This window comes from Enterobacter cloacae complex sp. P40C2 (genome assembly GCF_014930695.1).
Lineage (GTDB): Bacteria > Pseudomonadota > Gammaproteobacteria > Enterobacterales > Enterobacteriaceae > Enterobacter > Enterobacter pasteurii.
The window spans coordinates 71210-95350 of sequence record NZ_JADBRP010000011.1 but is presented as its reverse complement, the minus strand read 5'-3'; the positions used below and the strand labels follow the sequence as shown (position 1 = coordinate 95350).

General features: G+C 52.0%; 21 protein-coding genes, 6 pseudogenes and 1 other annotated feature (1 of these 28 running past the window's edge). Of the genes and pseudogenes, 17 read left to right on the top strand and 10 right to left on the bottom strand.

Annotated features, from left to right (window positions below; translation table 11 throughout):
* Positions 1-94 (top strand) — a sequence feature (Trp leader region); it begins 1 nt to the left of the window's first position.
* A 23-nt stretch (positions 95-117) separates the two neighbouring features.
* The 8 genes from IM304_RS18025 to IM304_RS17990 all read left to right on the top strand — a co-directional run bounded on the left by IM304_RS18025 (position 118) and on the right by IM304_RS17990 (position 9024).
* Positions 118-1680 (top strand): anthranilate synthase component 1, encoded by a 1563-nt coding sequence (locus IM304_RS18025; protein WP_193355302.1) that lies wholly within the window; start codon positions 118-120, stop codon positions 1678-1680.
* Entirely contained in the window at positions 1680-3275 is a 1596-nt protein-coding gene (trpD, locus tag IM304_RS18020) for a bifunctional anthranilate synthase glutamate amidotransferase component TrpG/anthranilate phosphoribosyltransferase TrpD (RefSeq protein ID WP_193355303.1), read from the top strand. The genes IM304_RS18025 and trpD overlap by 1 nt, the downstream gene beginning before the upstream one ends.
* 3 nt (positions 3276-3278) lie before the next feature.
* Positions 3279-4637: a bifunctional indole-3-glycerol-phosphate synthase TrpC/phosphoribosylanthranilate isomerase TrpF gene (trpCF, locus tag IM304_RS18015; protein ID WP_193355304.1), complete on the top strand. Its 1359-nt coding sequence runs from the start codon at positions 3279-3281 to the stop codon at positions 4635-4637.
* A 10-nt stretch (positions 4638-4647) separates the two neighbouring features.
* The gene (gene trpB, locus IM304_RS18010) at positions 4648-5841 is read left to right on the top strand and encodes a tryptophan synthase subunit beta (RefSeq protein WP_148419656.1); all 1194 of its coding nucleotides are present in this window, start codon (positions 4648-4650) and stop codon (positions 5839-5841) included.
* Positions 5841-6650, top strand: a complete 810-nt coding sequence (gene trpA / locus IM304_RS18005; protein ID WP_176610152.1) for a tryptophan synthase subunit alpha — start codon at positions 5841-5843, stop codon at positions 6648-6650. Before trpB ends, trpA begins: the two co-directional genes overlap by 1 nt.
* Before the next feature lie 176 nt (positions 6651-6826).
* Positions 6827-8038, top strand: a complete 1212-nt coding sequence (gene yedE / locus IM304_RS18000; RefSeq protein WP_193355305.1) for a selenium metabolism membrane protein YedE/FdhT — start codon at positions 6827-6829, stop codon at positions 8036-8038.
* Entirely contained in the window at positions 8035-8268 is a 234-nt protein-coding gene (yedF, locus tag IM304_RS17995; protein ID WP_148419653.1) for a sulfurtransferase-like selenium metabolism protein YedF, read from the top strand. Before yedE ends, yedF begins: the two co-directional genes overlap by 4 nt.
* A 417-nt stretch (positions 8269-8685) precedes the next feature.
* Positions 8686-9024: a hypothetical protein gene (locus IM304_RS17990; protein WP_148419652.1), complete on the top strand. Its 339-nt coding sequence runs from the start codon at positions 8686-8688 to the stop codon at positions 9022-9024.
* A 41-nt stretch (positions 9025-9065) separates the two neighbouring features.
* Here IM304_RS17990 and ompW read toward each other — a convergent pair whose 3' ends face one another.
* Entirely contained in the window at positions 9066-9698 is a 633-nt protein-coding gene (gene ompW, locus IM304_RS17985) for an outer membrane protein OmpW (protein WP_148419651.1), read from the bottom strand.
* Positions 9699-9866: 168 nt separating this feature from the next.
* Between ompW and IM304_RS22345 the strand changes: the two are divergent.
* The 5 genes and pseudogenes from IM304_RS22345 to yciA form a co-directional block, all read left to right on the top strand.
* Positions 9867-9959: pseudogene (locus IM304_RS22345) on the top strand (YkgJ family cysteine cluster protein); the annotation flags it as partial.
* Positions 9960-9984: 25 nt separating this feature from the next.
* On the top strand, positions 9985-10728 hold the full coding sequence (locus tag IM304_RS17980; protein WP_193355306.1) for a YciC family protein: 744 nt from the start codon (positions 9985-9987) through the stop codon (positions 10726-10728).
* A gap of 13 nt (positions 10729-10741) precedes the next feature.
* Positions 10742-11281: a septation protein A gene (locus tag IM304_RS17975; RefSeq protein ID WP_148419649.1), complete on the top strand. Its 540-nt coding sequence runs from the start codon at positions 10742-10744 to the stop codon at positions 11279-11281.
* Between the two features lie 179 nt (positions 11282-11460).
* Positions 11461-13647, top strand: coding sequence for a TonB-dependent siderophore receptor (locus tag IM304_RS17970; RefSeq protein ID WP_193355307.1), 2187 nt, complete (start codon positions 11461-11463; stop codon positions 13645-13647).
* A 99-nt stretch (positions 13648-13746) separates the two neighbouring features.
* A complete protein-coding gene (yciA, locus tag IM304_RS17965; RefSeq protein ID WP_148419647.1) occupies positions 13747-14142 on the top strand; it encodes an acyl-CoA thioester hydrolase YciA in 396 nt (131 codons plus the stop codon).
* Positions 14143-14188: 46 nt separating this feature from the next.
* Here yciA and tonB read toward each other — a convergent pair whose 3' ends face one another.
* Positions 14189-14917: a TonB system transport protein TonB gene (gene tonB / locus IM304_RS17960; protein WP_176678699.1), complete on the bottom strand. Its 729-nt coding sequence runs from the start codon at positions 14915-14917 to the stop codon at positions 14189-14191.
* Between the two features lie 221 nt (positions 14918-15138).
* Here tonB and IM304_RS17955 point away from each other — a divergent pair, with 221 nt between their 5' ends.
* On the top strand, positions 15139-15435 hold the full coding sequence (locus IM304_RS17955; RefSeq protein ID WP_148419645.1) for a YciI family protein: 297 nt from the start codon (positions 15139-15141) through the stop codon (positions 15433-15435).
* Positions 15436-15462: 27 nt separating this feature from the next.
* Here the strand turns inward: IM304_RS17955 and IM304_RS17950 are convergent, their stop codons facing one another.
* The 7 genes and pseudogenes from IM304_RS17950 to IM304_RS17920 all read right to left on the bottom strand — a co-directional run.
* Positions 15463-16425 (bottom strand): bifunctional helix-turn-helix transcriptional regulator/GNAT family N-acetyltransferase, encoded by a 963-nt coding sequence (locus tag IM304_RS17950; protein WP_193355308.1) that lies wholly within the window; start codon positions 16423-16425, stop codon positions 15463-15465.
* 263 nt (positions 16426-16688) lie between these two features.
* A complete protein-coding gene (gene tnpA, locus IM304_RS17945; protein ID WP_193355309.1) occupies positions 16689-17147 on the bottom strand; it encodes an IS200/IS605 family transposase in 459 nt (152 codons plus the stop codon).
* On the bottom strand, positions 17104-17349 hold the full coding sequence (locus IM304_RS17940; protein ID WP_193355310.1) for a hypothetical protein: 246 nt from the start codon (positions 17347-17349) through the stop codon (positions 17104-17106). The genes tnpA and IM304_RS17940 overlap by 44 nt, the downstream gene beginning before the upstream one ends.
* Before the next feature lie 27 nt (positions 17350-17376).
* Complete coding sequence (locus IM304_RS17935; RefSeq protein WP_193355311.1) at positions 17377-18192, bottom strand: toll/interleukin-1 receptor domain-containing protein; 816 nt, start codon at positions 18190-18192, stop codon at positions 17377-17379.
* Positions 18192-18749 (bottom strand): hypothetical protein, encoded by a 558-nt coding sequence (locus IM304_RS17930; protein ID WP_193355312.1) that lies wholly within the window; start codon positions 18747-18749, stop codon positions 18192-18194. The genes IM304_RS17935 and IM304_RS17930 overlap by 1 nt, the downstream gene beginning before the upstream one ends.
* A gap of 242 nt (positions 18750-18991) precedes the next feature.
* Positions 18992-19448 (bottom strand): annotated as a pseudogene (locus IM304_RS17925) (phage virion morphogenesis protein).
* Positions 19441-19578: pseudogene (locus IM304_RS17920) on the bottom strand (phage tail protein); the annotation flags it as partial. The pseudogenes IM304_RS17925 and IM304_RS17920, both read right to left, overlap by 8 nt.
* A 17-nt stretch (positions 19579-19595) precedes the next feature.
* Here IM304_RS17920 and IM304_RS17915 point away from each other — a divergent pair.
* Positions 19596-20199 (top strand): annotated as a pseudogene (locus IM304_RS17915) (phage portal protein); the annotation flags it as partial.
* A 366-nt stretch (positions 20200-20565) separates the two neighbouring features.
* Entirely contained in the window at positions 20566-22437 is a 1872-nt protein-coding gene (locus IM304_RS17910) for a DUF262 domain-containing protein (protein WP_193355313.1), read from the top strand.
* Positions 22438-22569: 132 nt separating this feature from the next.
* Here IM304_RS17910 and IM304_RS17905 read toward each other — a convergent pair.
* Positions 22570-23737 (bottom strand): annotated as a pseudogene (locus tag IM304_RS17905) (replication endonuclease); the annotation flags it as partial.
* A gap of 9 nt (positions 23738-23746) precedes the next feature.
* Here IM304_RS17905 and IM304_RS17900 point away from each other — a divergent pair.
* A pseudogene (locus IM304_RS17900) lies at positions 23747-24091 on the top strand (tyrosine-type recombinase/integrase); the annotation flags it as partial.
* Positions 24092-24141: the final 50 nt, after the last annotated feature.

The window sequence follows — 24141 nt, the reverse complement described above, 5'->3', positions numbered from 1 at the left end:
ACGGTTGGTGGCGCACTTCCTGACTATCGGGCAGTGTCACGCGTCTGCGAAATGCAAACAGATACCCAGCCCGCTACCCAGCGGGCTTTTTTTTGAACAGAAAATGAGAACAACACCATGCAAACAGCCAAACCACACCTCGAATTGCTGACCTGCGAGGCGGCCTATCGCCACAACCCGACCGCGCTGTTTCACCAGGTCTGCGGTGCGCGCCCAGCGACGCTGCTGCTGGAGTCTGCCGATATCGACAGCAAGGACGATCTCAAAAGCCTGCTGCTGGTGGACAGCGCGTTGCGCATTACCGCGTTTGGTGACACTGTCACCGTTAAGGCCCTTTCCGATAACGGCGCGTCGCTGCTGCCGCTGCTGGATGCGGCTCTGCCGTCGGGCATTGAAAATGAGCATCACCCGGAAATGCGTATTCTCCATTTCCCGCCGGTCAGCCAGCTGCTGGATGAAGATGCCCGCCTCTGCTCGCTGTCCGTTTTCGATGCCTTCCGCCTGCTGCAAAATCTGGTCACCGTGCCGGAAGATGAGCGCGAAGCCATGTTCTTCGGCGGGCTGTTTGCTTACGACCTGGTTGCCGGCTTTGAAGCGTTGCCGGAAACCGAGCAGGGCAACCGCTGCCCGGACTACTGCTTCTATCTGGCTGAAACCCTGCTGGTAATCGACCATCAGAAAAAATATACCCGCATCCAGGCCAGCCTGTTCACGCCGTCAGCGTCTGAGAAAAGCCGCCTTGAACAGCGCATCGCCCAACTGCAACAGCAGATGACGGAGGCCCCGCCCGCGCTGCCGGTACAGCGTATTGAACAGATGATCTGCGAGGTAAACCAGACTGACGACCAGTACGGCGCCGTGGTTCGCCAGATGCAGAAGGCGATTCGCGCCGGGGAGATTTTCCAGGTGGTGCCTTCCCGCCGCTTCTCTCTGCCCTGCCCGTCGCCGCTGGCCGCCTACGACGTGCTGAAAAAGAGCAACCCAAGCCCGTACATGTTCTTTATGCAGGACAACGATTTCACCCTGTTTGGCGCCTCACCGGAAAGCTCGCTGAAGTACGACGCCACCAGCCGCCAGATTGAGATCTACCCGATCGCGGGAACCCGTCCACGCGGCCGTCGCGCCGATGGCTCGCTGGATCGCGATCTCGACAGCCGCATTGAGCTGGAAATGCGTACCGACCATAAAGAGCTGTCCGAGCACCTGATGCTGGTCGACCTGGCGCGTAACGACCTGGCGCGTATCTGCACTCCGGGCACCCGCTACGTGGCGGACCTGACCAAAGTCGACCGCTACTCCTTCGTGATGCACCTGGTATCCCGCGTGGTGGGCGAACTGCGCAGCGACCTCGACGTGCTGCATGCCTACCGCGCCTGCATGAACATGGGCACCCTGAGCGGTGCGCCAAAAGTTCGCGCGATGCAGCTTATCGCCGAAGCAGAGGGCCGCCGTCGCGGCAGCTACGGCGGCGCCGTAGGCTACTTCACCGCACACGGCGACCTGGATACCTGCATCGTGATCCGCTCCGCCTACGTTGAGGACGGCGTTGCCACCGTTCAGGCCGGTGCCGGGATTGTGCTTGATTCTGTCCCGCAGTCTGAGGCTGACGAAACCCGCAGTAAGGCTCGCGCGGTACTGCGCGCCATCGCTACCGCACACCATGCACAGGAGATTTTCTGATGGCTGACATTCTGCTGCTCGATAATATCGACTCTTTTACCTATAACCTGGCAGATCAGCTGCGTGCGAATGGTCACAACGTCGTTATCTATCGCAACCACGTTCCGGCCCAGACGCTGATTGACCGGCTGGCGACCATGCAAAACCCGGTGCTGATGCTCTCTCCCGGGCCAGGCGCGCCGAGCGAAGCGGGCTGTATGCCAGAGCTGTTAACCCGCATGCGCGGCAAGCTGCCGATTATCGGTATCTGTCTCGGCCACCAGGCGATTGTGGAAGCCTACGGCGGCTACGTAGGTCAGGCTGGCGAGATCCTGCATGGTAAAGCGTCCAGCATAGAACATGACGGCCAGGCGATGTTTGCCGGGCTGCCGAACCCGCTTCCGGTAGCGCGTTACCACTCGCTTGTCGGCAGCAACATTCCAGCCGGGCTGACCATCAACGCCTCGTTTGAAGGAATGGTAATGGCGGTACGTCACGACGCGGACCGCGTCTGCGGAATGCAGTTCCACCCGGAATCAATTTTGACCTCCGGCGGGGCGCGCCTGCTGGAGCAAACGCTCGACTGGGCGTTGCAGAAGCTGGAACAGACCAACACCCTGCAGCCGATTCTGGAAAAACTGTATCAGGCCCAGACCCTGAGCCAGCAGGAAAGCCACCAGCTTTTCTCTGCCGTGGTGCGCGGCGAGCTGAAGCCTGAACAGCTGGCCGCCGCGCTGGTGAGCATGAAGGTGCGCGGCGAAAGCCCGCAGGAGATTGCCGGGGCTGCAACGGCCCTGCTGGAAAATGCGGCCCCGTTCCCGCGCCCGGACTATCAGTTTGCCGACATCGTCGGTACCGGTGGCGACGGCAGCAACAGCATTAATATTTCGACCGCCAGCGCCTTTGTGGCCGCGGCCTGTGGTCTGAAGGTGGCGAAACACGGTAACCGCAGCGTGTCCAGCCGTTCCGGATCGTCCGATCTGCTGGCCGCGTTCGGCATCAATCTGGACATGAATGCCGAACGTTCACGCGAAGCGCTGGATGACCTGGGCGTCTGTTTCCTGTTTGCGCCGAAGTATCACACCGGTTTCCGCCACGCGATGCCGGTTCGCCAGCAGCTTAAGACCCGCACGCTGTTCAACGTGCTCGGCCCACTCATTAATCCGGCGCACCCGCCGCTGGCGCTGATTGGCGTTTACAGCCCGGAACTGGTGCTGCCCATTGCCGAGACCCTGCGCGTGCTGGGTTACAAACGTGCCGCCGTGGTTCACAGCGGCGGAATGGATGAAGTTTCGCTGCACGCGCCAACGCTGGTAGCCGAACTGAACAACGGCGAAGTGCTGAACTACCAGCTTGATGCTTCTGATTTTGGCTTAACGCCATACCGTCAGGAGGCGCTTGCTGGCGGTACTCCTGAAGAAAACCGTGACATTCTCACGCGCTTATTACAAGGTAAAGGTGAGGCCGCCCACGAGGCCGCCGTGGCTGCCAACGTTGCCATGCTGATGCGTTTACATGGCGAGGAAGATCTGAAAGCCAACGCCCAAAAAGTTCTGGACGTACTGCGCTCCGGTGCAGCTTACGATCGCGTTACCGCACTTGCGGCAAGAGGGTAAATAATGCAGACCGTTTTAGCGAAAATCGTCGCCGATAAGGCCATCTGGGTGGAAGCACGCAAGCAGCAGCAGCCGCTGGCCGGTTTCCAGAATGACGTCGTTCCGAGCAGCCGTCGTTTCTATGATGCCCTCCAGGGCGCACGCACCGCGTTCATTCTGGAGTGTAAAAAAGCGTCTCCGTCTAAGGGCGTAATCCGTGACGATTTCGACCCGGCGCGTATTGCCGGTATCTACAAACATCATGCGTCCGCCATCTCCGTGCTGACGGATGAGAAATATTTCCAGGGCAGCTTTGATTTTCTGCCCGTCGTCAGCGGCATCGCGCCGCAGCCGATTCTGTGCAAAGACTTTATTATCGACCCGTACCAGATCTTGCTGGCGCGCTTCTACCAGGCCGATGCCTGCCTGCTGATGCTGTCCGTGCTTGATGACGAACAGTATCGCCAGCTCGCCGCCGTCGCGCACAGCCTGAATATGGGCGTGCTGACCGAAGTAAGCAACGAGGAGGAACTGGAGCGCGCCATCGCTCTGGAGGCCAAAGTGGTGGGCATTAACAACCGCGATCTGCGCGATCTCTCGATTGACCTTAACCGCACGCGTGAGCTTGCACCGCGCCTCGGCGCGGGCGTAACGGTGATCAGCGAGTCCGGCATTAACAGCTACGCTCAGGTGCGCGAGCTCAGCCATTTTGCTAACGGCTTCCTGATCGGCTCCGCAATGATGGAACACGACGATCTGAATGCGGCCGTGCGCCGCGTGCTGTTGGGCGAAAACAAAGTCTGCGGCTTAACCCGTGAACAGGATGCCCTGGCCGCGTATGAAGCGGGCGCCATCTACGGCGGTCTGATCTTTGTTGATTCCTCCCCGCGGGCTGTCAGTGAGGAACAGGCGCGTAAGGTCATCGCGGCGGCCCCGCTCAGCTATGTGGGCGTGTTCCGCAATGCGGACATCAACGACGTTGCGGCGAAAGCGGAAGCGCTAAAACTGAGCGCGGTTCAGCTTCACGGCGATGAAGACCAGGCGTATATCGATGCGCTTCGAGCCGTTCTCGCGCCTCAGATTCAAATCTGGAAAGCACAACGCGTCGAAGCCACGCTGCCCGCACGTAACCTGAACCAGGTGGATAAATACGTGCTTGATAACGGCCAGGGCGGTACCGGACAGCGTTTCGACTGGTCACTGCTGCGTGGCGAAGCGCTGGACAACGTTCTGCTGGCAGGTGGATTAAGCCCCGATAACTGCGTGGAAGCGGCTAAAACCGGCTGCGCAGGCCTCGATTTCAATTCAGGCGTAGAGAGCCAGCCGGGTATAAAAGATGCCAGCAAGCTGGCCTCGGTATTTAAAACTCTGCGCGCATATTAAGGAAGAGAAGATGACGACATTACTTAACCCGTATTTCGGTGAATTCGGTGGGATGTACGTCCCGCAGATCCTGATGCCCGCCCTGCGCCAGCTGGAAGAAGCCTTCGTAAGCGCGCAGAAAGATCCGGCGTTTCAGGCTGAATTTACCGACCTGCTGAAAAACTACGCCGGTCGCCCGACGGCGCTGACCAAATGCCGTAACCTGACCGAAGGCACGCGGACGACGCTGTACCTCAAGCGCGAAGACCTGCTGCACGGCGGGGCGCACAAAACTAACCAGGTGCTGGGCCAGGCGCTGCTCGCGAAGCGCATGGGCAAAACCGAAATCATCGCCGAAACCGGTGCGGGCCAGCACGGCGTGGCCTCGGCGCTCGCCAGCGCCCTGCTCGGCCTGAAATGCCGCATCTATATGGGGGCAAAGGACGTTGAGCGTCAGTCTCCAAACGTGTTCCGCATGCGTCTGATGGGCGCGGAAGTGATCCCGGTGCACAGCGGTTCCGCCACGCTGAAAGATGCCTGCAACGAAGCGCTGCGCGACTGGTCCGGCAGCTACGAAACCGCGCACTACATGCTCGGCACGGCGGCGGGTCCGCATCCGTTCCCGACCATCGTTCGCGAGTTTCAGCGCATGATCGGCGAAGAGACCAAAGCGCAGATCCTCGAGAAAGAGGGTCGCCTGCCGGATGCGGTGATCGCCTGCGTTGGCGGTGGATCTAACGCCATCGGCATGTTTGCCGATTTTATCGACGAGACCAGCGTTGGGCTGATTGGCGTAGAGCCAGCCGGTCACGGGATCGAAACCGGCGAGCACGGCGCGCCGCTGAAGCACGGTCGCGTGGGGATCTACTTCGGCATGAAGGCCCCGATGATGCAGACCGACGAAGGGCAGATTGAAGAGTCTTACTCGATTTCTGCCGGGCTGGATTTCCCGTCCGTTGGGCCGCAGCACGCGTTCCTCAACAGCACCGGCCGCGCGGATTACGTCTCTATAACCGATGATGAAGCGCTGGAAGCCTTTAAAACGCTGTGCCGCAATGAAGGGATTATCCCCGCGCTGGAGTCCTCACATGCGCTTGCACACGCGCTGAAAATGATGAAAGCGGACCCGGAGAAAGAGCAGCTATTGGTGGTTAACCTTTCCGGTCGCGGGGATAAAGATATCTTTACCGTTCACGATATTCTGAAAGCACGAGGGGAAATTTGATGGAACGCTACGACAACGCATTTGCACAGCTGAAAGCCCGCCAGGAAGGCGCGTTCGTTCCCTTCGTTACGCTGGGCGACCCCGGTCCGGAGCAGTCGCTGAAAATCATCGACACCCTGATTGAAGCCGGTGCCGACGCTCTTGAACTGGGGATCCCGTTCTCGGATCCGCTGGCGGATGGCCCGACCATCCAGAACGCCACCCTGCGCGCCTTTGCCGCGGGCGTTACGCCGACCCAGTGCTTCGAGATGCTGGCGGCAGTTCGACAGAAGCATCCGACCATTCCGATCGGCCTGCTGATGTACGCTAACCTGGTCTTCAGCCGCGGTATTGACGAGTTTTACGCCGAGTGCGCCCGCGTTGGCGTTGACTCCGTGCTGGTCGCTGACGTGCCGGTGGAGGAATCTGCGCCGTTCCGCCAGGCGGCGATGCGCCACAACGTCGCGCCAATCTTCATCTGCCCGCCGAACGCCGATGACGCACTGCTGCGCCAGATTGCCTCGTACGGACGAGGCTATACCTACCTGCTCTCCCGTGCGGGCGTTACCGGCGCGGAGAACAAAGCCGCGCTGCCGCTGCACCATCTGGTGGAAAAGCTGGCGGAATATCACGCTGCGCCGCCGCTTCAGGGCTTCGGGATCTCCTCCCCGGACCAGGTTACCGCAGCGATTGAGGCGAAGGCGGCTGGCGCGATTTCCGGTTCGGCTATCGTGAAAATCATCGAGAAAAACGTTGATAAGCCCGCGCAGATGCTGGCTGAGCTGAAAGCGTTCGTCACTGCCATGAAAGCGGCAACTCGCAGCGCCTGACCGTCCTGACCGTCTGGCCTCGCTGCCGGGCGGTCTTCTTTCCGATACGGCCTTCAGCGTGTCGGGTCAAAATTGATCGCGTCGATATTTTCGGCGTGAATAGCTTTTCAAACTTTTACGTAAGCGTATGATCTGGGCTCTTTTTAGCGTTATCCTTCTGAGTTCAGAGGTTATTCATGTCATGGCATTACTTCAAACAGACTTACCTGGTTAAGTTCTGGTCACCTGTTCCGGCCGTCATCGCGGCAGGCATTCTCTCCACTTATTATTTCGGTATTACCGGCACCTTCTGGGCCGTCACGGGCGAATTTACCCGCTGGGGCGGACAGCTCCTTCAGCTGGCAGGCGTACACGCCGAAGAGTGGGGCTACTTTAAACTCATACATCTGGAAGGCACACCGCTGACCCGTATTGACGGAATGATGATCGTCGGTATGTTCGGCGGCTGTTTTGCCGCCGCGCTGTGGGCGAACAACGTTAAGCTGCGGATGCCAAAAAGCCGCATTCGCATCATGCAGGCGGTGGTCGGCGGTATCATTGCCGGCTTTGGCGCGCGCCTGGCAATGGGCTGTAACCTTGCCGCGTTCTTCACCGGTATACCGCAGTTTTCGCTGCATGCCTGGTTCTTTGCCGTTGCCACCGCCATCGGCTCTTACTTTGGTGCAAAATTCACCCTGCTGCCGCTGTTCCGCATTCCGGTAAAAATGACCAAAGTCAGCGCGGCCTCGCCGTTAACGCAGAAGCCTGACCAGGCGCGGCGCCGCTTCCGTCTCGGTATGCTGGTCTTTTTCGCCATGATTGCCTGGGCGATTTGCACTGCGATGAATCAGCCCAAGCTCGGCCTGGCGATGCTGTTCGGCGTTGGGTTTGGTCTGCTGATTGAACGCGCGCAGATCTGCTTTACGTCCGCGTTTCGCGATATGTGGATCACCGGGCGCACGATGATGGCGAAGGCGATCGTCGCCGGTATGGCGGTCAGCGCTATCGGCATCTTTAGCTACGTGCAGCTCGGCGTCGAGCCGAAAATCATGTGGGCGGGCCCGAATGCCGTCATTGGCGGCCTGCTGTTTGGTTTTGGCATCGTGCTGGCAGGCGGATGTGAGACCGGCTGGATGTACCGCGCCGTGGAAGGCCAGGTACACTACTGGTGGGTAGGTCTGGGTAACGTAATTGGCTCAACCATTCTGGCGTACTGCTGGGATGACGTTTCTCCGGTGCTTGCAACGAACTGGGATAAGGTCAACCTGCTGAACGCCTTTGGCCCGCTCGGCGGACTGCTGGTAACGTACGGCCTGCTGTTAATCGCCTTCTTACTGGTTATCGCGCAGGAGAAGCGCTTCTTCCGCCGCGCCTCAGCTACAACGAAAACTCGGGAGAATGCAGCATGAAAGAGATCGTTCCGGACTATCGCCTCGATATGGTAGGTGAACCCTGCCCTTATCCCGCCGTCGCCACGCTTGAAGCCCTGCCACAGTTAAACAAAGGAGAAATTCTGGAGGTCGTGAGCGACTGCCCGCAGTCCATCAACTCTATTCCGCTTGATGCCAAAAACCACGGCTACACGGTGCTGGATATCCAGCAGGATGGGCCAACCATACGGTATTTAATTCAGAAGTAATATTCCGATCTAAAAAGGCCTCCTGGAGGCCTTTTTTTAGCTTACTGGCTTTGGCCACCGCCGCCTTTCAAGCTTTGGGAGGCATGAATGTATGGTGAGTCGTGTTCCGCAAGCTGAACAAAGCGCACCGTGAGGTTGGTTGTGTGCTGCACTAAAGGTGGTAAAGTAAAACTGTTTACCTGCACAAACCGGACACTCAAATTTGATGTTGGGGATATCCCCTCCAGCCAGGTGTATGGAATAACCACCATACAGCAATTATCCCCCTTGCAGGGATATATCGTCTTACGGTCCAAACCTATGGGCGTGATGAAACGACAGGTTGTTGAAAGTTAACTCTTATTGATCCATGGCAACAGGAAAAATTTTTACTTAAGTAAAATCTTAAGCCTGGTTGAATAAGGTTTTGATGGATTGATGTTGGTAAGATTTTCTGGATTGTTGCTCTTTTTTATCTCTTTTCACGCGTTATCTTTAAATTTTTCGTCAACGGTTTTGCGGCTAAATTGTCCAGAAAGAGGGCCGGTAGAAATCATCCTGCACGTTTATGACCACACGCAGGAAAAATGGTCCGGGAATTTTGAAACCGGCGCGGGTCATAAGCGATCCGGCGATACTGAAATTATTCCCTTTGCGAACGGCGATATTCTGTTCCACTCCATCTCACGCGATACGTTCAGCTACCTGTATGATGGCGAATCGAGGCTCAGGTATTGCGCAAAGCTTGATGAACGCCCTGTTTACCCTTCTTTTTAAGCCGGTATGACTGGCCGCCGTGCGGCCAGTTTTTTGAACGATCAGAAACGATATCCCGCAGAGAACATAAACACCCACGGATCCAGACGGGTGCTGATACTCTGCTGCTCCCCGCCTGCTTTGAAACGCACGTCGGTATCAATATCCATGTACCAGACGGAGGCGTTGATTAGCCAGTCGCGGTTGATGAGGTAATCCAGCCCCACCTGCCCCGCCACGCCCCAGGAGTCCTTCAGGCTAAGATCGGTCAACCCGGCCGCTTTCCCGGTATCGTTAAATTTCTCGTCGAAGAAGGTCGTATAGTTCACACCGGCACCAATATACGGACGCACCTTGCTGCTGGAGTCACCGAAGTACCACTGCGCCATCAGCGTTGGCGGTAAATGATGCACCGTGGCAATGTCTCCGGTCGGTCCTAAACCGACGCGGTGACGGAATGGCGTTGCGGCCAACAGCTCGACGCCAACGTTATCCGTTGCCATATAGGTGAACGTTAAGCCTAACTGAGTATTGTTGCTGACGTTAAAACCGCCCATTCCCAGTACGCTGTCTGAACCTTCCGTTGGACGAACCGTTGCCGAGCCGGCACGGATAAAGAATTCACCCGCTTCATGCGCGTACGCGCCACCAGAGAGACTGCTTAATACAAGGGCTGCCACCGCTACTTTTTTCATATCCGCTCCATCGTTGTGGTTTTAATAGCGATGGAGAATATACCTACAAATAAGTAATAAGTGATCTAACACAGATCACATTAAAACCAGTAACTTAACATTTATTGATCCAGATTAATTTTTACCAACATCATGTTAGCGCCTGCCTTGATATAGCCCGGCAAGACGGGATTATCGCTGCTTTACAAAGATATGCTTTTCCATACAAGCCTTGAGGCTGCCACCCGCGTGATATCCGGTGTACAATTGCCGGCTAATTAACACCTGCAATACTCAAGGAGAGTGCATGTCTATCACGGCGAAGTCTGTCTACCGTGACACGGGAAATTTTTTCCGCAATCAGTTCGTTACGTTTTTACTGATCGCGCTGTTGTGCGCCTTTATTACGGTGGTTCTGGGTCATGCGTTCTCACCCAGTGAAGAACAGATTGCTACGCTGAGCCAGGGGGATCATCTTGCAGGCAGCGCAGGCTTGTTTGACCTTGTGCAGAATATGACGCCAGAGCAACAGCAAATCCTGCTGCGCGCCTCCGCGGCATCGACGTTCTCCGGGTTAATTGGGAATGCGATTCTGGCAGGTGGCGTGCTGCTGATGATCCAGCTCGTTTCGGCCGGACACCGCGTTAGCGCGTTGCGTGCCATCGGTGCCAGCGCACCCGTGCTGCCGAAGCTGTTTATCCTGATCTTCCTGACCACGCTCCTGGTGCAGATGGGGATCATGCTGGTTGTCGTACCGGGCGTCCTGCTGGCGATTGTGCTTTCATTCGCGCCGGTTATGGTTGTGCAGGACAAAATGGGGATCTTCACGGCGATGCGCAGCAGCATTAAGCTCGCGTGGGCGAACATGCGTCTGGTCGCCCCGGCCGTTATCAGCTGGCTGCTTGCCAAAACGCTGTTATTGCTGTTTGCGCCGAACTTTGCGGTATTAACGCCCAACGTCGGTGCGGTTGTCGCCAATACGCTGAGCAACCTGATTTCAGCCGTGCTGCTGGTCTATTTGTTCCGCCTGTATATGTTAATTCGTCAGTAACCGGGATCGCAGAATGAAGCAGTTTCTAGATTTTTTACCGCTGATCGTTTTTTTCGCGTTTTATAAGCTCTACGACATTTACGCCGGGACGCTGGCCCTGATTGTAGCAACGGCTGTAGTGCTGATTTACAGCTGGGTACGCTATCGCAAAGTTGAAAAGATGGCGCTCATCACCTTCCTGATGGTGGCGGTGTTTGGTGGCCTGACGCTGTTCTTCCATAACGATGAATTTATCAAATGGAAGGTGACGGTGATTTACGGGCTTTTTGCTGGCGCACTGCTCATCAGCCAGTGGGTAATGAAAAAACCCCTGATTCAGCGCATGCTGGGCAAAGAGCTGACGCTACCGCAGGAGGTGTGGTCTCGTCTGAACATCGCCTGGGCGCTATTCTTTATTCTCTGTGGCCTGGCCAACATCTACATCGCCTTCTGGCTGCCGCAAAATATCTGGGTCAACTTTAAAGTCTTCGGGCTTACGGCCCTGACGCTGATCTTCACTCTGCTGAGCGGGGTTTATATCTACCGCCACATGCCGCAGGACGATAAGCAGTAATCAGATGGCCAGATCGCCTCGCGGTCTGGCCCTTCTCTTTTTCCTTCCCTATTCTCATCACGCTTTCTGCAAAAATGTCCGAATCATGAAGATTTTATGGAGATTGCTCTCACTTCATTGTAATGAGAATCACTATCATTAATATTCGTCATCGCATTTTAACAAATGGAAATGAGTTGATGAATAAAACAATAAGATTTGCCCCCGCGTCACTGACGCTGGCCATGCTTTCCGCACTCAGCCAGAGCGCGCACGCAGCAGACGATCTTCTCGCCGATGGTGAAACCATGGTGGTTCAGGCCACCGCAGAGGAAGCACTCAAGCAGCAGCCGGGGGTTTCTGTCATCACCGCAAAAGACATTGAAAAGGATCCACCGGTTAACGATCTTTCGGAAATTATTCGCAAAATGCCCGGGGTTAATCTCACCGGAAACAGCGCGACGGGCAGCCGCGGCAACAATCGCCAGATCGACATTCGCGGCATGGGGCCAGAGAACACCCTGATCCTGATTGACGGTGTTCCGGTAACCTCCCGCAACTCGGTGCGCTACAGCTGGCGCGGCGAGCGCGACACCCGCGGTGACACTAACTGGGTTCCGCCAGAGATGGTCGAGCGCATTGAAGTGCTCCGTGGGCCTGCTGCGGCCCGCTACGGTTCGGGTGCCGCCGGTGGCGTCGTCAACATCATTACCAAACGCCCAACCAACGACTGGCACGGCTCGCTCTCCCTGTTCACCAACCAGCCTGAAAATGATAAAGAGGGGGCGACCAAACGCGCTAACTTTGACCTGAGCGGCCCGCTCGCGGGCGACGCGTTGACGATGCGCCTGTACGGGAATATCAACAAAACCGACGCGGATGCGCAGGACATCAATACCGCACAAAATGGCTCCTGGGCCGCCGGACGCGAAGGCGTACGTAATAAAGACATTAATGCCCTGCTCTCCTGGAAGCTCACACCGCAGCAGATAATCGATTTCGATTACAGCTACAGCCGCCAGGGCAATATTTACGCTGGGGATACGCAGTACAGCAACGGCAACGTCAGCCCCAACGGGCTGGTATCGTCCCTTTATGGGCACGAAACTAACCGCATGTACCGTCAGTCATACGGTATTACCCACAACGGCATCTGGGACTGGGGCCAGTCAAAATTCGGTGTCTATTACGAGAAGACCAATAATACCCGGCTGGGCGAAGGCTCCACGGGTAAAGTGGAGGGGATGATCAATAGCGATAAATATGACACCAGCCGTCTGGAGTCATACCGCTCCACCGGTGAGCTGAATATTCCCTTCTTCTGGCTGGTCGATCAGACCCTGACCGTTGGCGCAGAGTGGAACCGTGATGAACTGAACGACCCGGCGTCGATGCAGGCAACTAACGTGTCGGGAGAGGTGATTAACGGCGTTTCCGGCACGGCCTCCGAGCGTAACAGCAAAAACAGCGCCGACCTGACCGGTATCTATCTTGAGGACAATATTGAAGCGCGTCCGGGCACCAGCCTGATCCCCGGCATCCGTTTTGATTACCATAATCAGTTTGGCAGTAACTGGAGCCCAAGCCTCAACCTCTCTCAGGATCTCGGCGACATGTTCAAGGTCAAAGCGGGTATCGCACGGGTATTTAAAGCGCCAAACCTCTATCAGTCCAGCGAGGGCTATCTGCTTTCCACCCGCGGTAATGGCTGCCCGAATAACGTTTCCGAAGGAAGCTGCTACCTGCTGGGCAACCCGGATTTGGATCCTGAAATCAGCGTGAACAAGGAAATCGGCCTCGCCTTCGCGCTGGAAGGCTACGAAGCCGGCATTACCTGGTTCCGAAACGATTATAAAAACAAGATCGTCTCGGGAACGGACGTGCTGGGGCAGACCAGCAGCGGTGTGAACATCCTTCAGTGGGAGAATGGTGGTAAGGCCGTCGTTGAGGGGCTGGAAGGTAACCTTAGCGTGCCGGTAATCCGCGACACGCTCACCTGGCGCACCAACGCCACGTATATGATTCAGTCTGAAAGCAAAGATACCGGCAACCCATTGTCGATTATCCCTGAATATACGGTCAACACCATGCTCGACTGGGAAGTAAACAGCAAACTCTCGGCAAACGTTACCTGGACCATGTACGGTCGCCAGAAGCCTCGGGAAAATGCGGAAATCCGTAAAGAGGAAGGCGCGATGTCAGACCGGGAAATCGGCGCGTATTCCATCGTAGGGATCGGCGGTAATTATCAGCTGACAAAAAACCTGCGCCTTAATGCGGGAATCAGTAACCTCTTTGATAAGCAGATTTATCGTGAAAATGAGGGTGCGTCGACCTATAACGAACCGGGCCGCGCGTATTACGCGGGCGTAACCATGTCCTTCTGACCCTCAGGCGCCTGCTCTGCGGGCGCTATCCCCTATTCTCTCCAGCCAGAAATCATAGTAGCATCCCGCCTGAAGTCTTCAGTTATGAGTTAAAAAACAATGACAACAAATAGCGCCCCTCAGGGCGAACTGGTTTTACGCACACTGGCAATGCCTGCGGATACGAATGCCAATGGCGATATTTTTGGCGGCTGGTTGATGTCGCAAATGGATATGGGCGGTGCAATCCTTGCAAAAGAGATTGCTCACGGGCGGGTGGTGACGGTCCGGGTTGACGGTATGACCTTCCTGCGGCCCGTAGCGGTGGGCGACGTCGTTTGCTGCTACGCGCGCTGCGTTAAGCGCGGCAACACGTCCATCTCTGTCAACATTGAGGTATGGGTGAAGAAAGTCTCTTCTGAACCGATTGGCCAGCGCTACAAGGCGACTGAAGCGCTGTTTATCTATGTGGCGGTGGATAACGACGGAAAACCCCGTCCGCTACCCCAGAACTGATCCTCAGACGTAAAAAAAGCCTCACTCGAGGCTTTTTTTATTGCTGTTATTCCATCTGGGCCCCGCCGTTCAGGCGGAAGACAATGTTCACAATCAGCCCGTTGCCTGGCTTACCGGCTTCATAGCGCCACTTGCGCATGGCCGATTTAACTTCACGTTCAAACATATTGGATGGCTGCGCGGACAGGATCTGCACGTTATCCACGCGTCCGTCTGCCGTAACGTCAAATTTCACCCGTACTCGCCCTTCAATACGTAATGCCTGAGCGCGAGCCGGATACTGCGGCTGGTTACGGCTCAGCGCGCGCGGCCCCGCAGGCGCTGTTACCGCTGGTTTGGCCGCGGTCGCGGTGTTATTCATCAGCGGACGCGAAGGTGCGGTATTTTCAACCGGCTGCGTGGCGCGCGGCTCTACCGGACGCACTTCACGTTTAGGGCGCTCCTCCACCTTTTTGACCGGTTTCGGTTTTGGTTTTGGCTTTGGCTTCGGTTTTGGCTCTGGCTTATGGATGACCACCGGCGCTTCTTTCGGCGGCTCCGGAACGGGCTCAGGCTCTGGCTCCGGCTCAGCAACGGGCTGTGGTGGCGGAGGCGCAACCTGTGGCGGTTCAAGATCCGCAGGCGAGACCATGGTCACCGAAATTGGCTGCGCGGGCGCCGGCATTTCAATAACCTGATGAACCGAGGTATAGAGCAGACCCGCCACGACAGCACCGTGAATAACGACGGAAAGCAGCGTCGGCCATGGAAAGCGGCGAGGTAAATCAAGGGTCATCGAAGTCATAATCATCAACGTTAAAAAACCGAACTCCGATTTTAAATGCAAATAGCAATCATATTCAATAAGACACTTTGTCCTGGCGCAATTTAAGCGTACAAGAGGACAAAAAAGGGGCATCCAGATCAGGGTTTTAACATTGTTATTATCTTTGCATTGCAGACATTTGTGCTTTCACATAACGTAAATGACACTTTTACCGGTTAAGGAGCTTTGCCGTGCTTTACGTGATTTACGCTGAAGATGTATCTGATTCTCTGGAAAAACGTCTTTCCGTTCGCCCTGCCCATCTGGCGCGCTTACAGCTGTTGCAGGATGAAGGCCGGTTACTGACCGCGGGCCCGATGCCTGCCGTCGACAGCAACGATCCTGGTGCAGCGGGTTTTACCGGCTCAACGGTGATTGCCGAGTTTGAGTCTCTCGAAGCCGCACAGGCATGGGCAGAAGCAGACCCGTACGTCGCGGCCGGCGTGTATGAGAACGTCACGGTTCGCCCGTATAAGAAAGTGTTCTGAAAGAAAGGCTCCAGCAGGAGCCTTTTTTCATTCCGGTAATGAGCCGTTAAGGCGGGTAAACTGCTGTTCGGTAATCAGGCTTCCCCACTGCTCGCCCTCCCACTCACTGGCAAGCTGAAAGCCAAAGGATTCGTAGAGACGTCTGGCGGCCGTAAGCTTATTAAACGTCCAGAGATGTACCGCGGAAAAACCCATGCTGTCGCAAAAATTCATCGCTTCCGTCAGCAGCCTTTTGCCCGCCCCATGTCCACGGCATCCATCGTCAAGAATAAACCATCGCAGATGGGCTTCTCCCTGCTCAAGATCTTCACCATCAATGGCTACGGAGCCAACAATCCTGCCCTGAATGAGCGCCAGCCAGATTCGGTTACGGGGATTAGTAAGACGTCCGCTGAACTCAGCCAGCCCCGAAGCGACTTTGGCTTCAAAGAAGCTGCCGAACTGGTGTTCGCGGGCGTAGAAAGTCCCGTGCATCTCCGCGATGCGGCCTATCATACCGGGCAGATAGCCCTCAACAATCTCCAGCTCATCTGAGAATTTATCCGCAGGATTTTCGCGGCACGACAGCAGCGCACCGGCATAAAGCGATAACCCCCGGGCAATGGCCTGCTGTTGCTCAGGAGTCAGCGACCGTATTGCTGAAATCACCCGCTCGCTACCGTAAGCGTTGATTTGCTGGACGGTCGCATGCCCTTTTGCGGTCAGCCGGAGACATTTTGCCCTGGCGTCTTCCGGTGAAGCGAACTCCTCCAGTTCACCAGCGGCTATCAGACGAGCCAGCATTCGGCTGACGCTTGATTTTTCCAGCCCCAGCAGCTGGACTAGCTGTCCGGCCGTCATCTCTTTACGCAACCCAATTTCGACCAGAGTATGGACGGCGGAAGGGGAATAATTCGTTGAGGCCAGCGTCGAGGCCATAAATCCAAGCTCTCGCACCATCAGACGTGAGGCGCTGCGGATGTCACTGACTATAGGGGTTTCGATGTGCATTGTTGTTCTCCGTCATTTAGTTGTACTATACAACTAAATGACCGCATGTTGTCAACAGGATCAAAAAAGGCTTCCTCTGGGGCTTTCTAAAAAAGCTAACAACATGAAATAAAAGGATTTATTTCATGTCATGTCCACATATTGGCCACATCGAAAATAAGTATCCTCCGGCATAGCCGGAGGTTTTTCAAATGCGCCTGTAAGGCTCTGTTACCAGCCGCGCCCTAACAGGCGCATCGCAATCTGACATTTGCATCTATGGATTACTTACGGCCCGTAAACGGGCTGCCCGGATACGGGATCGCTAACTGTTCTCCCATTTTATCCTCTTCCAGCTGGTGCTTTATGTAGTCTTGTATTTTCGCCGTATTTTTACCCACCGTATCGACGTAGTACCCACGGCACCAGAACTCCCTGTTTCTGTATTTGAATTTCAAATCCCCAAACTGCTCATAAAGCATCAGGCTACTTTTACCTTTCAAATACCCCATGAAGCCCGACACACTCATCTTCGGTGGGATCTCCAGAAGCATATGGATGTGATCTACACAGCATTCTGCTTCCAGAATATTCACGTTTTTCCACTCAAATAGCTTTCTTAAAATCGCGCCTATTGCTCGACGTTTCTCTCCGTAGAACGCCTGTCTGCGGTACTTCGGTGCAAAGACTATGTGATATTTACAGTTCCATCGGGTGTGCGCTAAGCTCTTCTCGTCCCCCATTGGGACCCCCTTTTGATTTCTTGTTTCTCTCTTGCAGTTGCCAGACCGCAAGTTGTTTTAACAAATCAAAAGGGGTTTTTATAACTGACTTAACGCTGAAAGCTTTCCGGAACACCCAGCCTAGCTGGGGGTTTTCAGTGCACAACAAGAAGCCCCGCGGTTGCGGGGTTTTAAGTTCATGGACTGTTTCGTAATTGCCCATCAACCACTCCTCACAATAATGTGAGCATTAATTAAATATTGTATAAATTCGATCTAGGTTATTGAATATTTGTTCATCATTAGCCTGAGCAAATCCTTTTGGATCATAAAGAACGTTTTCAATTGATTCACTACTAACTTTCGTTAAGTGTGATTTTTCAGGTGAGAATCTCACTGAAAAATTCCTACTAGCAGATTTAATAATCCAACCATTATTATCATTTGACTCTAAACCTGCACTTTCCAAAATCAGAGCAGGTCTTTTAGGATGTGGGGACAAGGCCACTGTTTTTGTATAGTTTAATTCCGTATACAACCATGGTGAATAAGTCCCTTCAGATGATTCATTTACTGCATCAAAAGCATTACCACTGTTTACGAACCAAAAACTATCGCTATGATATATCCCATCAGTAAGAGCGTTAGAGAGAATTAGATAAAAATTGCTAGCTACCCTCATACATTTATCATAGTCTAGGTACTTCTCATTACCAGTGCTCCGGCTATGATCAGAATTTATTTCATATATAGCCTTATCGACAAAACCCCAGAATTCAGAATCAATGAAAGATCTAATACCATATTTTTTAAAAAGCTTGTTAGCTATGGCAATAGCAAGCCCTTTATCTTTATGACTATGAGAGATGAAAATATGGCATCCAGTATCAGGAAACCACTCATCGAGCAATTCTTTATGCTCAACTATAGCAATCTCGCCCCCCTTCACTGCCTGAACTTTAATTATATCTTTTAATCTAAGACCTATTTCCCCTGTATCATATTCAAGCTTACTCTCAGCAGTGATATTCAATTTATCAGCATCTATTTCATAACAATTTAGCATTACAAACACCCTCTCGCAATAAAATATCCAACACCAATAACAAGCGCATAAAAGGGAAATACACTAACTGAGAAATAAGCTTTAAAGAAACCAATTCTTTCTTGGTTGACTGATATTATTGTTAAGTTATTTTTTTCATCCACATCAGTTAATTCACTTATCTTCCTATTATATTCATTCCTAAATATTCTTTCTTGGTTTAAGTAATAAGCGTCTAAGAGACTAAAAAAGAAACTGAAGACGATCAAACCTAGAAAAATCTGTGCCAAATAATCACTCTCATATTCTTTTTTTCCCAATACAACTACAATACCTGAAAGGGATATACACCAACCTTTGATAAATAATGAATTCGCAGCCATCCTTTTGATCGTTTCTTGTATGAAACCTAAGGTAGCAACTAACGATGCATTCGACATAAAATCTCCTTTTTTAACAAAGCTATAATCCTCAATCATAATAAAAAGATCAACAAAAATGTGCCTATAGCGACAAAGGATGCCTAAAAGAGCACAAGAAAACCACAAAACATTGATATTTAACATAAAAACTGACATATCAGTCTGTACTCCATAGTTCTAGGTCTGCCTCTGGTATCGGGTATTGGCTTTCTAAATACTTTGAATAATAATTTTCAACTTAAGACAAATATGTCGCCGACACGATCTTTTACTGCTCTGAACAGAACTTTGAACAACTCATTTCAGTTAAATTCATAATTACCAAAGATACTATTCCCAATGGTATTATTTGTTCCCTGAAACATTTTAATGCATCTCACAAAGGATAGGACATGTGTTCAACATGCTGCAATCAAACGTTCGGCAACAAATTCTTCGATAAGTTTGTCAACAGAAAAGCTGTATCCAAGCAAATGTCGCTCAGAATAAAGCATATACTCAGCATGAGGATTTGGCCTGTCCTTCAATCCAAACTGATGTATCCTTGCGATACGCTGCACCTTGTTGGAAAACTCGACTACAGCAGCATCATTGCGGCCACTGGCTTTTAAGTATCGGCTCGTGCACAATTTTTGAAGCATCGCCCGTTTAATTCGTCCGGTCTTAGCACTGAGAAGCTGACGCTTTCGCGCTTGATATGGTGAGCCGGTCAGGGGCTTTTTGCTGTTTAATCCGTTGCTGTTGCGACTTGCGCAGCTCCTTTGCAATGTCACCGACCAGCTTCCGGCGTGCTGTCGGTGACAGGGCAGCAATAAGACCATTGAGCCTGTCGTCAACAGGCTTAAATTCATTCATCCCTTTTGCTCACCAGTTCGCCATTGATATAAAGCTCTTTTGGCCGGGTGACGGGCTCCGGCAGCGGCGGCTCAGGGGCATAGTCATGTAGCGCGCCGTTTTCCTCTTTGATGAGGGTGCGCTTGGTGAGCTACAGGCTGTTGCTGATACTGGTACGTGTCGAGCTTTAACCACCCGCATCAGTTCGCCCCCCGGCTCGGTGTTTCATCTGCTTGAGCCTGATATCAATCAGGAGCTCTACGGGATGCCGGAATACCTGAGCGCGCTAAACTCCGCCTGGCTGAATGAATCCGCCACGCTGTTTCGTCGCAAGTATTACCAGAACGGTGCGCACGCAGGCTACATCATGTACGTCACGGACGCGGCGCAGAGCAGCACCGACGTCGAGGCACTGCGCTCCGCTATGCGTGACTCGAAAGGACTCGGGAATTTCAAAAACCTGTTTTTCTATACCCCGAACGGGAAACCGGATGGCATCAAGATTGTGCCGCTGAGTGAAGTCGCCACGAAGGATGATTTTTTCAACATCAAAAAGGTCAGCGCCGCCGACCTGCTCGATGCGCACCGCGTACCGTTTCAGCTCATGGGCGGCAAGCCTGAAAACATCGGCTCGATGGGGGATATTGAGAAGGTGGCGCTGGTGTTTGTGCGTAACGAGCTGACGCCGCTGCAGGAGCGTTTCAAAGAGATAAACGATTGGTTAGGAATGGAGGTGATCCGCTTTAAGGATTACAGCATCGATACAGAATAAACCCCGCCTAAATGCCGCCCCCGGGCGGCACACCCTCAGAGCAATCCAGACCCCGCACACGCGACGCAACCGCGTCAACACCTCATTTATTGACCGCCCCCATCAGCGCGTCACCACGACGTGCACAGACGCGCAAAATAAATCCTGTCACCACGTCTCGCGCGCAGTGCTATCCCCGCCTCGCCTGCCCTCTTAAGAAGTCTTTTTTTATGCACATGTATGACCCATTCGACAGCCCTCCCCATATGTATCAATTCTTGATTCTATCACATGGAAATTGAATGCAGTTTGATGCAGTATAATGCAAGGCTGGCTCACTGGTTTCAAAATGCTTTCATATCAAATAATACCAAAAAGGACATACTAATGGCGTACATAACACCTTCGACTCTAAGCCTTAAAACCTGCTTTCAAAGTAAATATTCCCTACCTTATTTTCAAAGAGATTATAAATGGGAAAGTAGACATTTTCTTGAAATGTTAAACGATATACAAAACGCCTTTATGCTAGCTTATGATCCTGCTCATGGTCGGCGCGATGTTTCATCTTATGCGCCTTATTTTCTGGGCTCAATTATCACCGCAATTGAAACTAATGGCAAACGTCCTTTAATAGATGGACAACAACGTATAACTTCTATGTTTATCATGCTTGTCTTTTTTGAAAGATATATCAAAGACAATGGTATTCAAGACACATTGGCCTTAGAGAATTTTATTGGTAGTGTTTCTTATGGAGAGCGTGATTTTAATATTGAATTTTCTGAAGTTCGTAAAGAGATATTTACCAAGTATACTAACGATCAAAAAAGCCTTCCTGAAGCATTGGATGATGTAGATAGCATCCCAAGACTTAATGATAGCGATCGAAGAATAATTGAAGCGATGAAATCAATTGAGGATGCTTTAGATCCTACAATTAAAGATAAAATATCTTTCTTCATTGACTATCTCATGGAAAAGGTTCTACTTATTGACATTTCTGTATCAAGTGAATCCGAGGCACATAGAGTGTTTGTAACTATGAATGACCGAGGGTTGAGACTCGGTGCAATTGAACTTCTCAAGGGTTATATTTTATCTAGAATAACGGACCCTGAGGATAGCCAAGAATGCCACCAGGAATGGGTTAAAACGATGTCGAGATTGAGAGATAACGATCCTGAAGGTGATTCTTTATTTATAAGAAACTTATTGCGTGCTAAATGGGCAAATACCATTAGAGGAAAAAATAAAGGCGATGAAGCTGGAGATTTCGATAAAATTAATGATGCTTATCATCGGTGGTTCGAAGATAAAACTCATGAAATTGGGCTAAACAACTCAGATGATTTTTATAACTTTGCAAAAAAAGACATACCAGAATATGCTGAGTTGTGTCTTATGCTCGCGAATGCAGAGAAGAAATTAACCCAAGACTACCCTGATGTCTTCTATAATGGCATCAGAAAGTTCAATTTCCAAACGATGATAATACTATCTTCTGTTGAGTTGACTGATACCAGAGACATCCGCAAAAAGAAAATACAATTAATATCAAAATACATTGACCTCATATTAACAAGTCGAATTGTTACAAAAAAGGCAAACACTTATGACAACTTAAAAGACATTGCCTTTAATTTAGCAAAAGAAGTTAGAGGTAAAGACTACCCTGCTTTGCTAAATTATATTCAAAGCGAATGGAACAAACACTATATCTTGTTGGATAAAATCCCAGAAATGACCTATGAAAACAAATCTAGGTCAGATATGCTCTATATGTTAGCTCGCATCGCCTCTCATATTGAGAATCAACTTAACATTACAAATAAAGTTGGGTTTGATACTTACATGCAGCGTGACAAAGGAATGAAAACATTCGATATAGAGCATATTCTCCGCAGTGTAGTTGATAACACTGTAATGCCTTCAACAGCATTAGGTTTCGCCTCAGATGCTGAATATAACATTAAACGAAACCTCATCGGCGGCTTAATATTATTGCCTCGTTCAAGAAATAGATCTTTAAGTGATAATTTATACTCAGCAAAACAGACTGTCTACAGTGGAGAGAATATCCTTTGCCAAACCTTATGTCCGGGGTTCTATCAAAACAACCCTGAATTAACAAGATTTTTAGCTGACAATCCTAATATAGTCTTCAAGGAATGCCAAGAGTTTAAAGCTGACACAATAACCGAAAGAGGGACAATGTATAAAGAAATCGCATTAAACATTTGGTCCTGTCCACAATGAATTAGAACTTATAAAAGGTAACTTTACTGGTTGTTATGTAATGCAAATCAGGTATTTTGGCGAAAAGCCAAGTGCCTGATTTGATATTGACTAGCTTTTATTTGATAACATAGGTGATAATTTTCGAACTGACTAAGTTCCAGCAACTGGAAACTTGTATTTTTTTTCACCGTAAAAGACTGTTGCACCACGTGCAAGCACATCTAGTTCCCATCGTTCAGGATGAAGCCCTTCTTGGGCCAATTCTACACGGATTTTCACAACACGCTCCCTTTCATATTTAGTCATCCTTGCTGATGGCGCTTTTTCGCTGTTTTTGAGTGGCACATTACATTTTTGCTGGCGATGTTTACGTTGTGCACAGGCTCTTAACGCGCCATTAAGCACCTTCACTACGTCTGGCTCATTCCAGCCGATTACCCCGCTCTTATTCAGATTTTACACCGCTGCGGCTTGCTCAGACGGTGTAGGGGTCATAACTGGATCGCCACCGCCGGTGAGCTTTCCACAGTTATTGACAGAACTCCGAGGTGCGGCAGAGCCGCTTTTTAAGGTCAAAGGCTCAACGGCCAAAACCTTAGGAACGATTCGCCATTCGGCTGTACGGGTTACATGGACACGGTCAGCCCCGAGATGAGGGGCATAAATACCAACCACCCTCTCGATATCTTCCTTGTACTCGTTAACCTCATCCGTCACCTTACGGGCGACCCTGACGGCCTGAGCATCACACGGCATGTTTGCCCCACCCTGCGCGATGATGTACCGCTCAAAGTCACCCTCATCTGCTGCAGCTCGCGTGGCCTCGACCCTGTCGTCAAACTCGCAGGCAATACTCACCCCACGCGGTAGTTTGCGCAGTTCGCGGTAAGCGCCCATCGTCGGGAGACCAATCGGTTTAAACTGAGGGATACGCCATGTTGACGCCCATGCGGTGACGGCTGCGGCCGTATCTTTCAGAGGCTTGCCGGTGTCATTATCGAGTTGGCCGTCGAGCGCGTAACCGTCGATATTTTTTGCAATGTATTTAGCGATATTACCCGCCGCTCCGCCCTGATTAAGATGGCGTGACTCAAAGCGCTGTTTTGCCGCGCCCTTTTCGTGGCCGTCCTCTTTGAGGGCATAACGACGCATAATTTCGTTAATGGCTTTACGCTGACCGGGTTTGCAAAAAAGCATCATGTGCCAGTGTGACGTGCCGTCGTGGTGCGGCTCGACAACACGCATCCCGTTAAACGTCTAAATCGTTATCTTTGAACGCAGTGCGCATGAGGCTCCAGATTCGGCACAGATAGCGCTGAATGCGGTTTCGGTCCCGATCTCTGATGACGTTGCGGCTTACGTAGTCGGCAAAGCACGAGGCTTTCTGTTTCCTGAGGCCAGTTATGCTGAATTCAGGCTAATCCTCAAAGAAGTTAAGCCCGACTTACCTGCGGGGCAAGCAACACATGCGCTACGACACTCTTTCGCCACGCACTTTATGATTAACGGGGGCAATATCATCACACTGCAGAGGATCTTAGGTCATACGAAAATTGCGCAGACAATGGTCTATGCGCACTTCGCTCCTAAGTACCTGCAGGACGCGATTTCGCTTAACCCGTTGAAGGGCGCTAATGGTGGTCAGAGTGTCCACAATGTGTCCACACCCTAGCCGCTTTTTATGGCTTTTGGCTGCTAGTAGTAAAACGTGAAGCCTTGTCT

Coding starts and splice junctions, on each gene's coding strand:
- trpA (WP_176610152.1), top strand. CDS start 5,841: ATGGAACGCTACGACAACGCATTTGCACAGCTGAAAGCCCGCCAGGAA.
- ompW (WP_148419651.1), bottom strand. CDS start 9,698: ATGAAAAAAGTAGCGGTGGCAGCCCTTGTATTAAGCAGTCTCTCTGGT.
- IM304_RS17935 (WP_193355311.1), bottom strand. CDS start 18,192: ATGCTAAATTGTTATGAAATAGATGCTGATAAATTGAATATCACTGCT.
- IM304_RS17940 (WP_193355310.1), bottom strand. CDS start 17,349: ATGGGCAATTACGAAACAGTCCATGAACTTAAAACCCCGCAACCGCGG.
- trpD (WP_193355303.1), top strand. CDS start 1,680: ATGGCTGACATTCTGCTGCTCGATAATATCGACTCTTTTACCTATAAC.
- IM304_RS18025 (WP_193355302.1), top strand. CDS start 118: ATGCAAACAGCCAAACCACACCTCGAATTGCTGACCTGCGAGGCGGCC.
- trpCF (WP_193355304.1), top strand. CDS start 3,279: ATGCAGACCGTTTTAGCGAAAATCGTCGCCGATAAGGCCATCTGGGTG.
- tonB (WP_176678699.1), bottom strand. CDS start 14,917: ATGACCCTTGATTTACCTCGCCGCTTTCCATGGCCGACGCTGCTTTCC.
- IM304_RS17975 (WP_148419649.1), top strand. CDS start 10,742: ATGAAGCAGTTTCTAGATTTTTTACCGCTGATCGTTTTTTTCGCGTTT.
- tnpA (WP_193355309.1), bottom strand. CDS start 17,147: ATGGGGGACGAGAAGAGCTTAGCGCACACCCGATGGAACTGTAAATAT.
- IM304_RS17930 (WP_193355312.1), bottom strand. CDS start 18,749: ATGTCAGTTTTTATGTTAAATATCAATGTTTTGTGGTTTTCTTGTGCT.
- IM304_RS17990 (WP_148419652.1), top strand. CDS start 8,686: ATGTTGGTAAGATTTTCTGGATTGTTGCTCTTTTTTATCTCTTTTCAC.
- yciA (WP_148419647.1), top strand. CDS start 13,747: ATGACAACAAATAGCGCCCCTCAGGGCGAACTGGTTTTACGCACACTG.
- yedF (WP_148419653.1), top strand. CDS start 8,035: ATGAAAGAGATCGTTCCGGACTATCGCCTCGATATGGTAGGTGAACCC.
- IM304_RS17970 (WP_193355307.1), top strand. CDS start 11,461: ATGAATAAAACAATAAGATTTGCCCCCGCGTCACTGACGCTGGCCATG.
- trpB (WP_148419656.1), top strand. CDS start 4,648: ATGACGACATTACTTAACCCGTATTTCGGTGAATTCGGTGGGATGTAC.
- IM304_RS17950 (WP_193355308.1), bottom strand. CDS start 16,425: ATGCACATCGAAACCCCTATAGTCAGTGACATCCGCAGCGCCTCACGT.
- IM304_RS17910 (WP_193355313.1), top strand. CDS start 20,566: ATGGCGTACATAACACCTTCGACTCTAAGCCTTAAAACCTGCTTTCAA.
- IM304_RS17980 (WP_193355306.1), top strand. CDS start 9,985: ATGTCTATCACGGCGAAGTCTGTCTACCGTGACACGGGAAATTTTTTC.
- yedE (WP_193355305.1), top strand. CDS start 6,827: ATGTCATGGCATTACTTCAAACAGACTTACCTGGTTAAGTTCTGGTCA.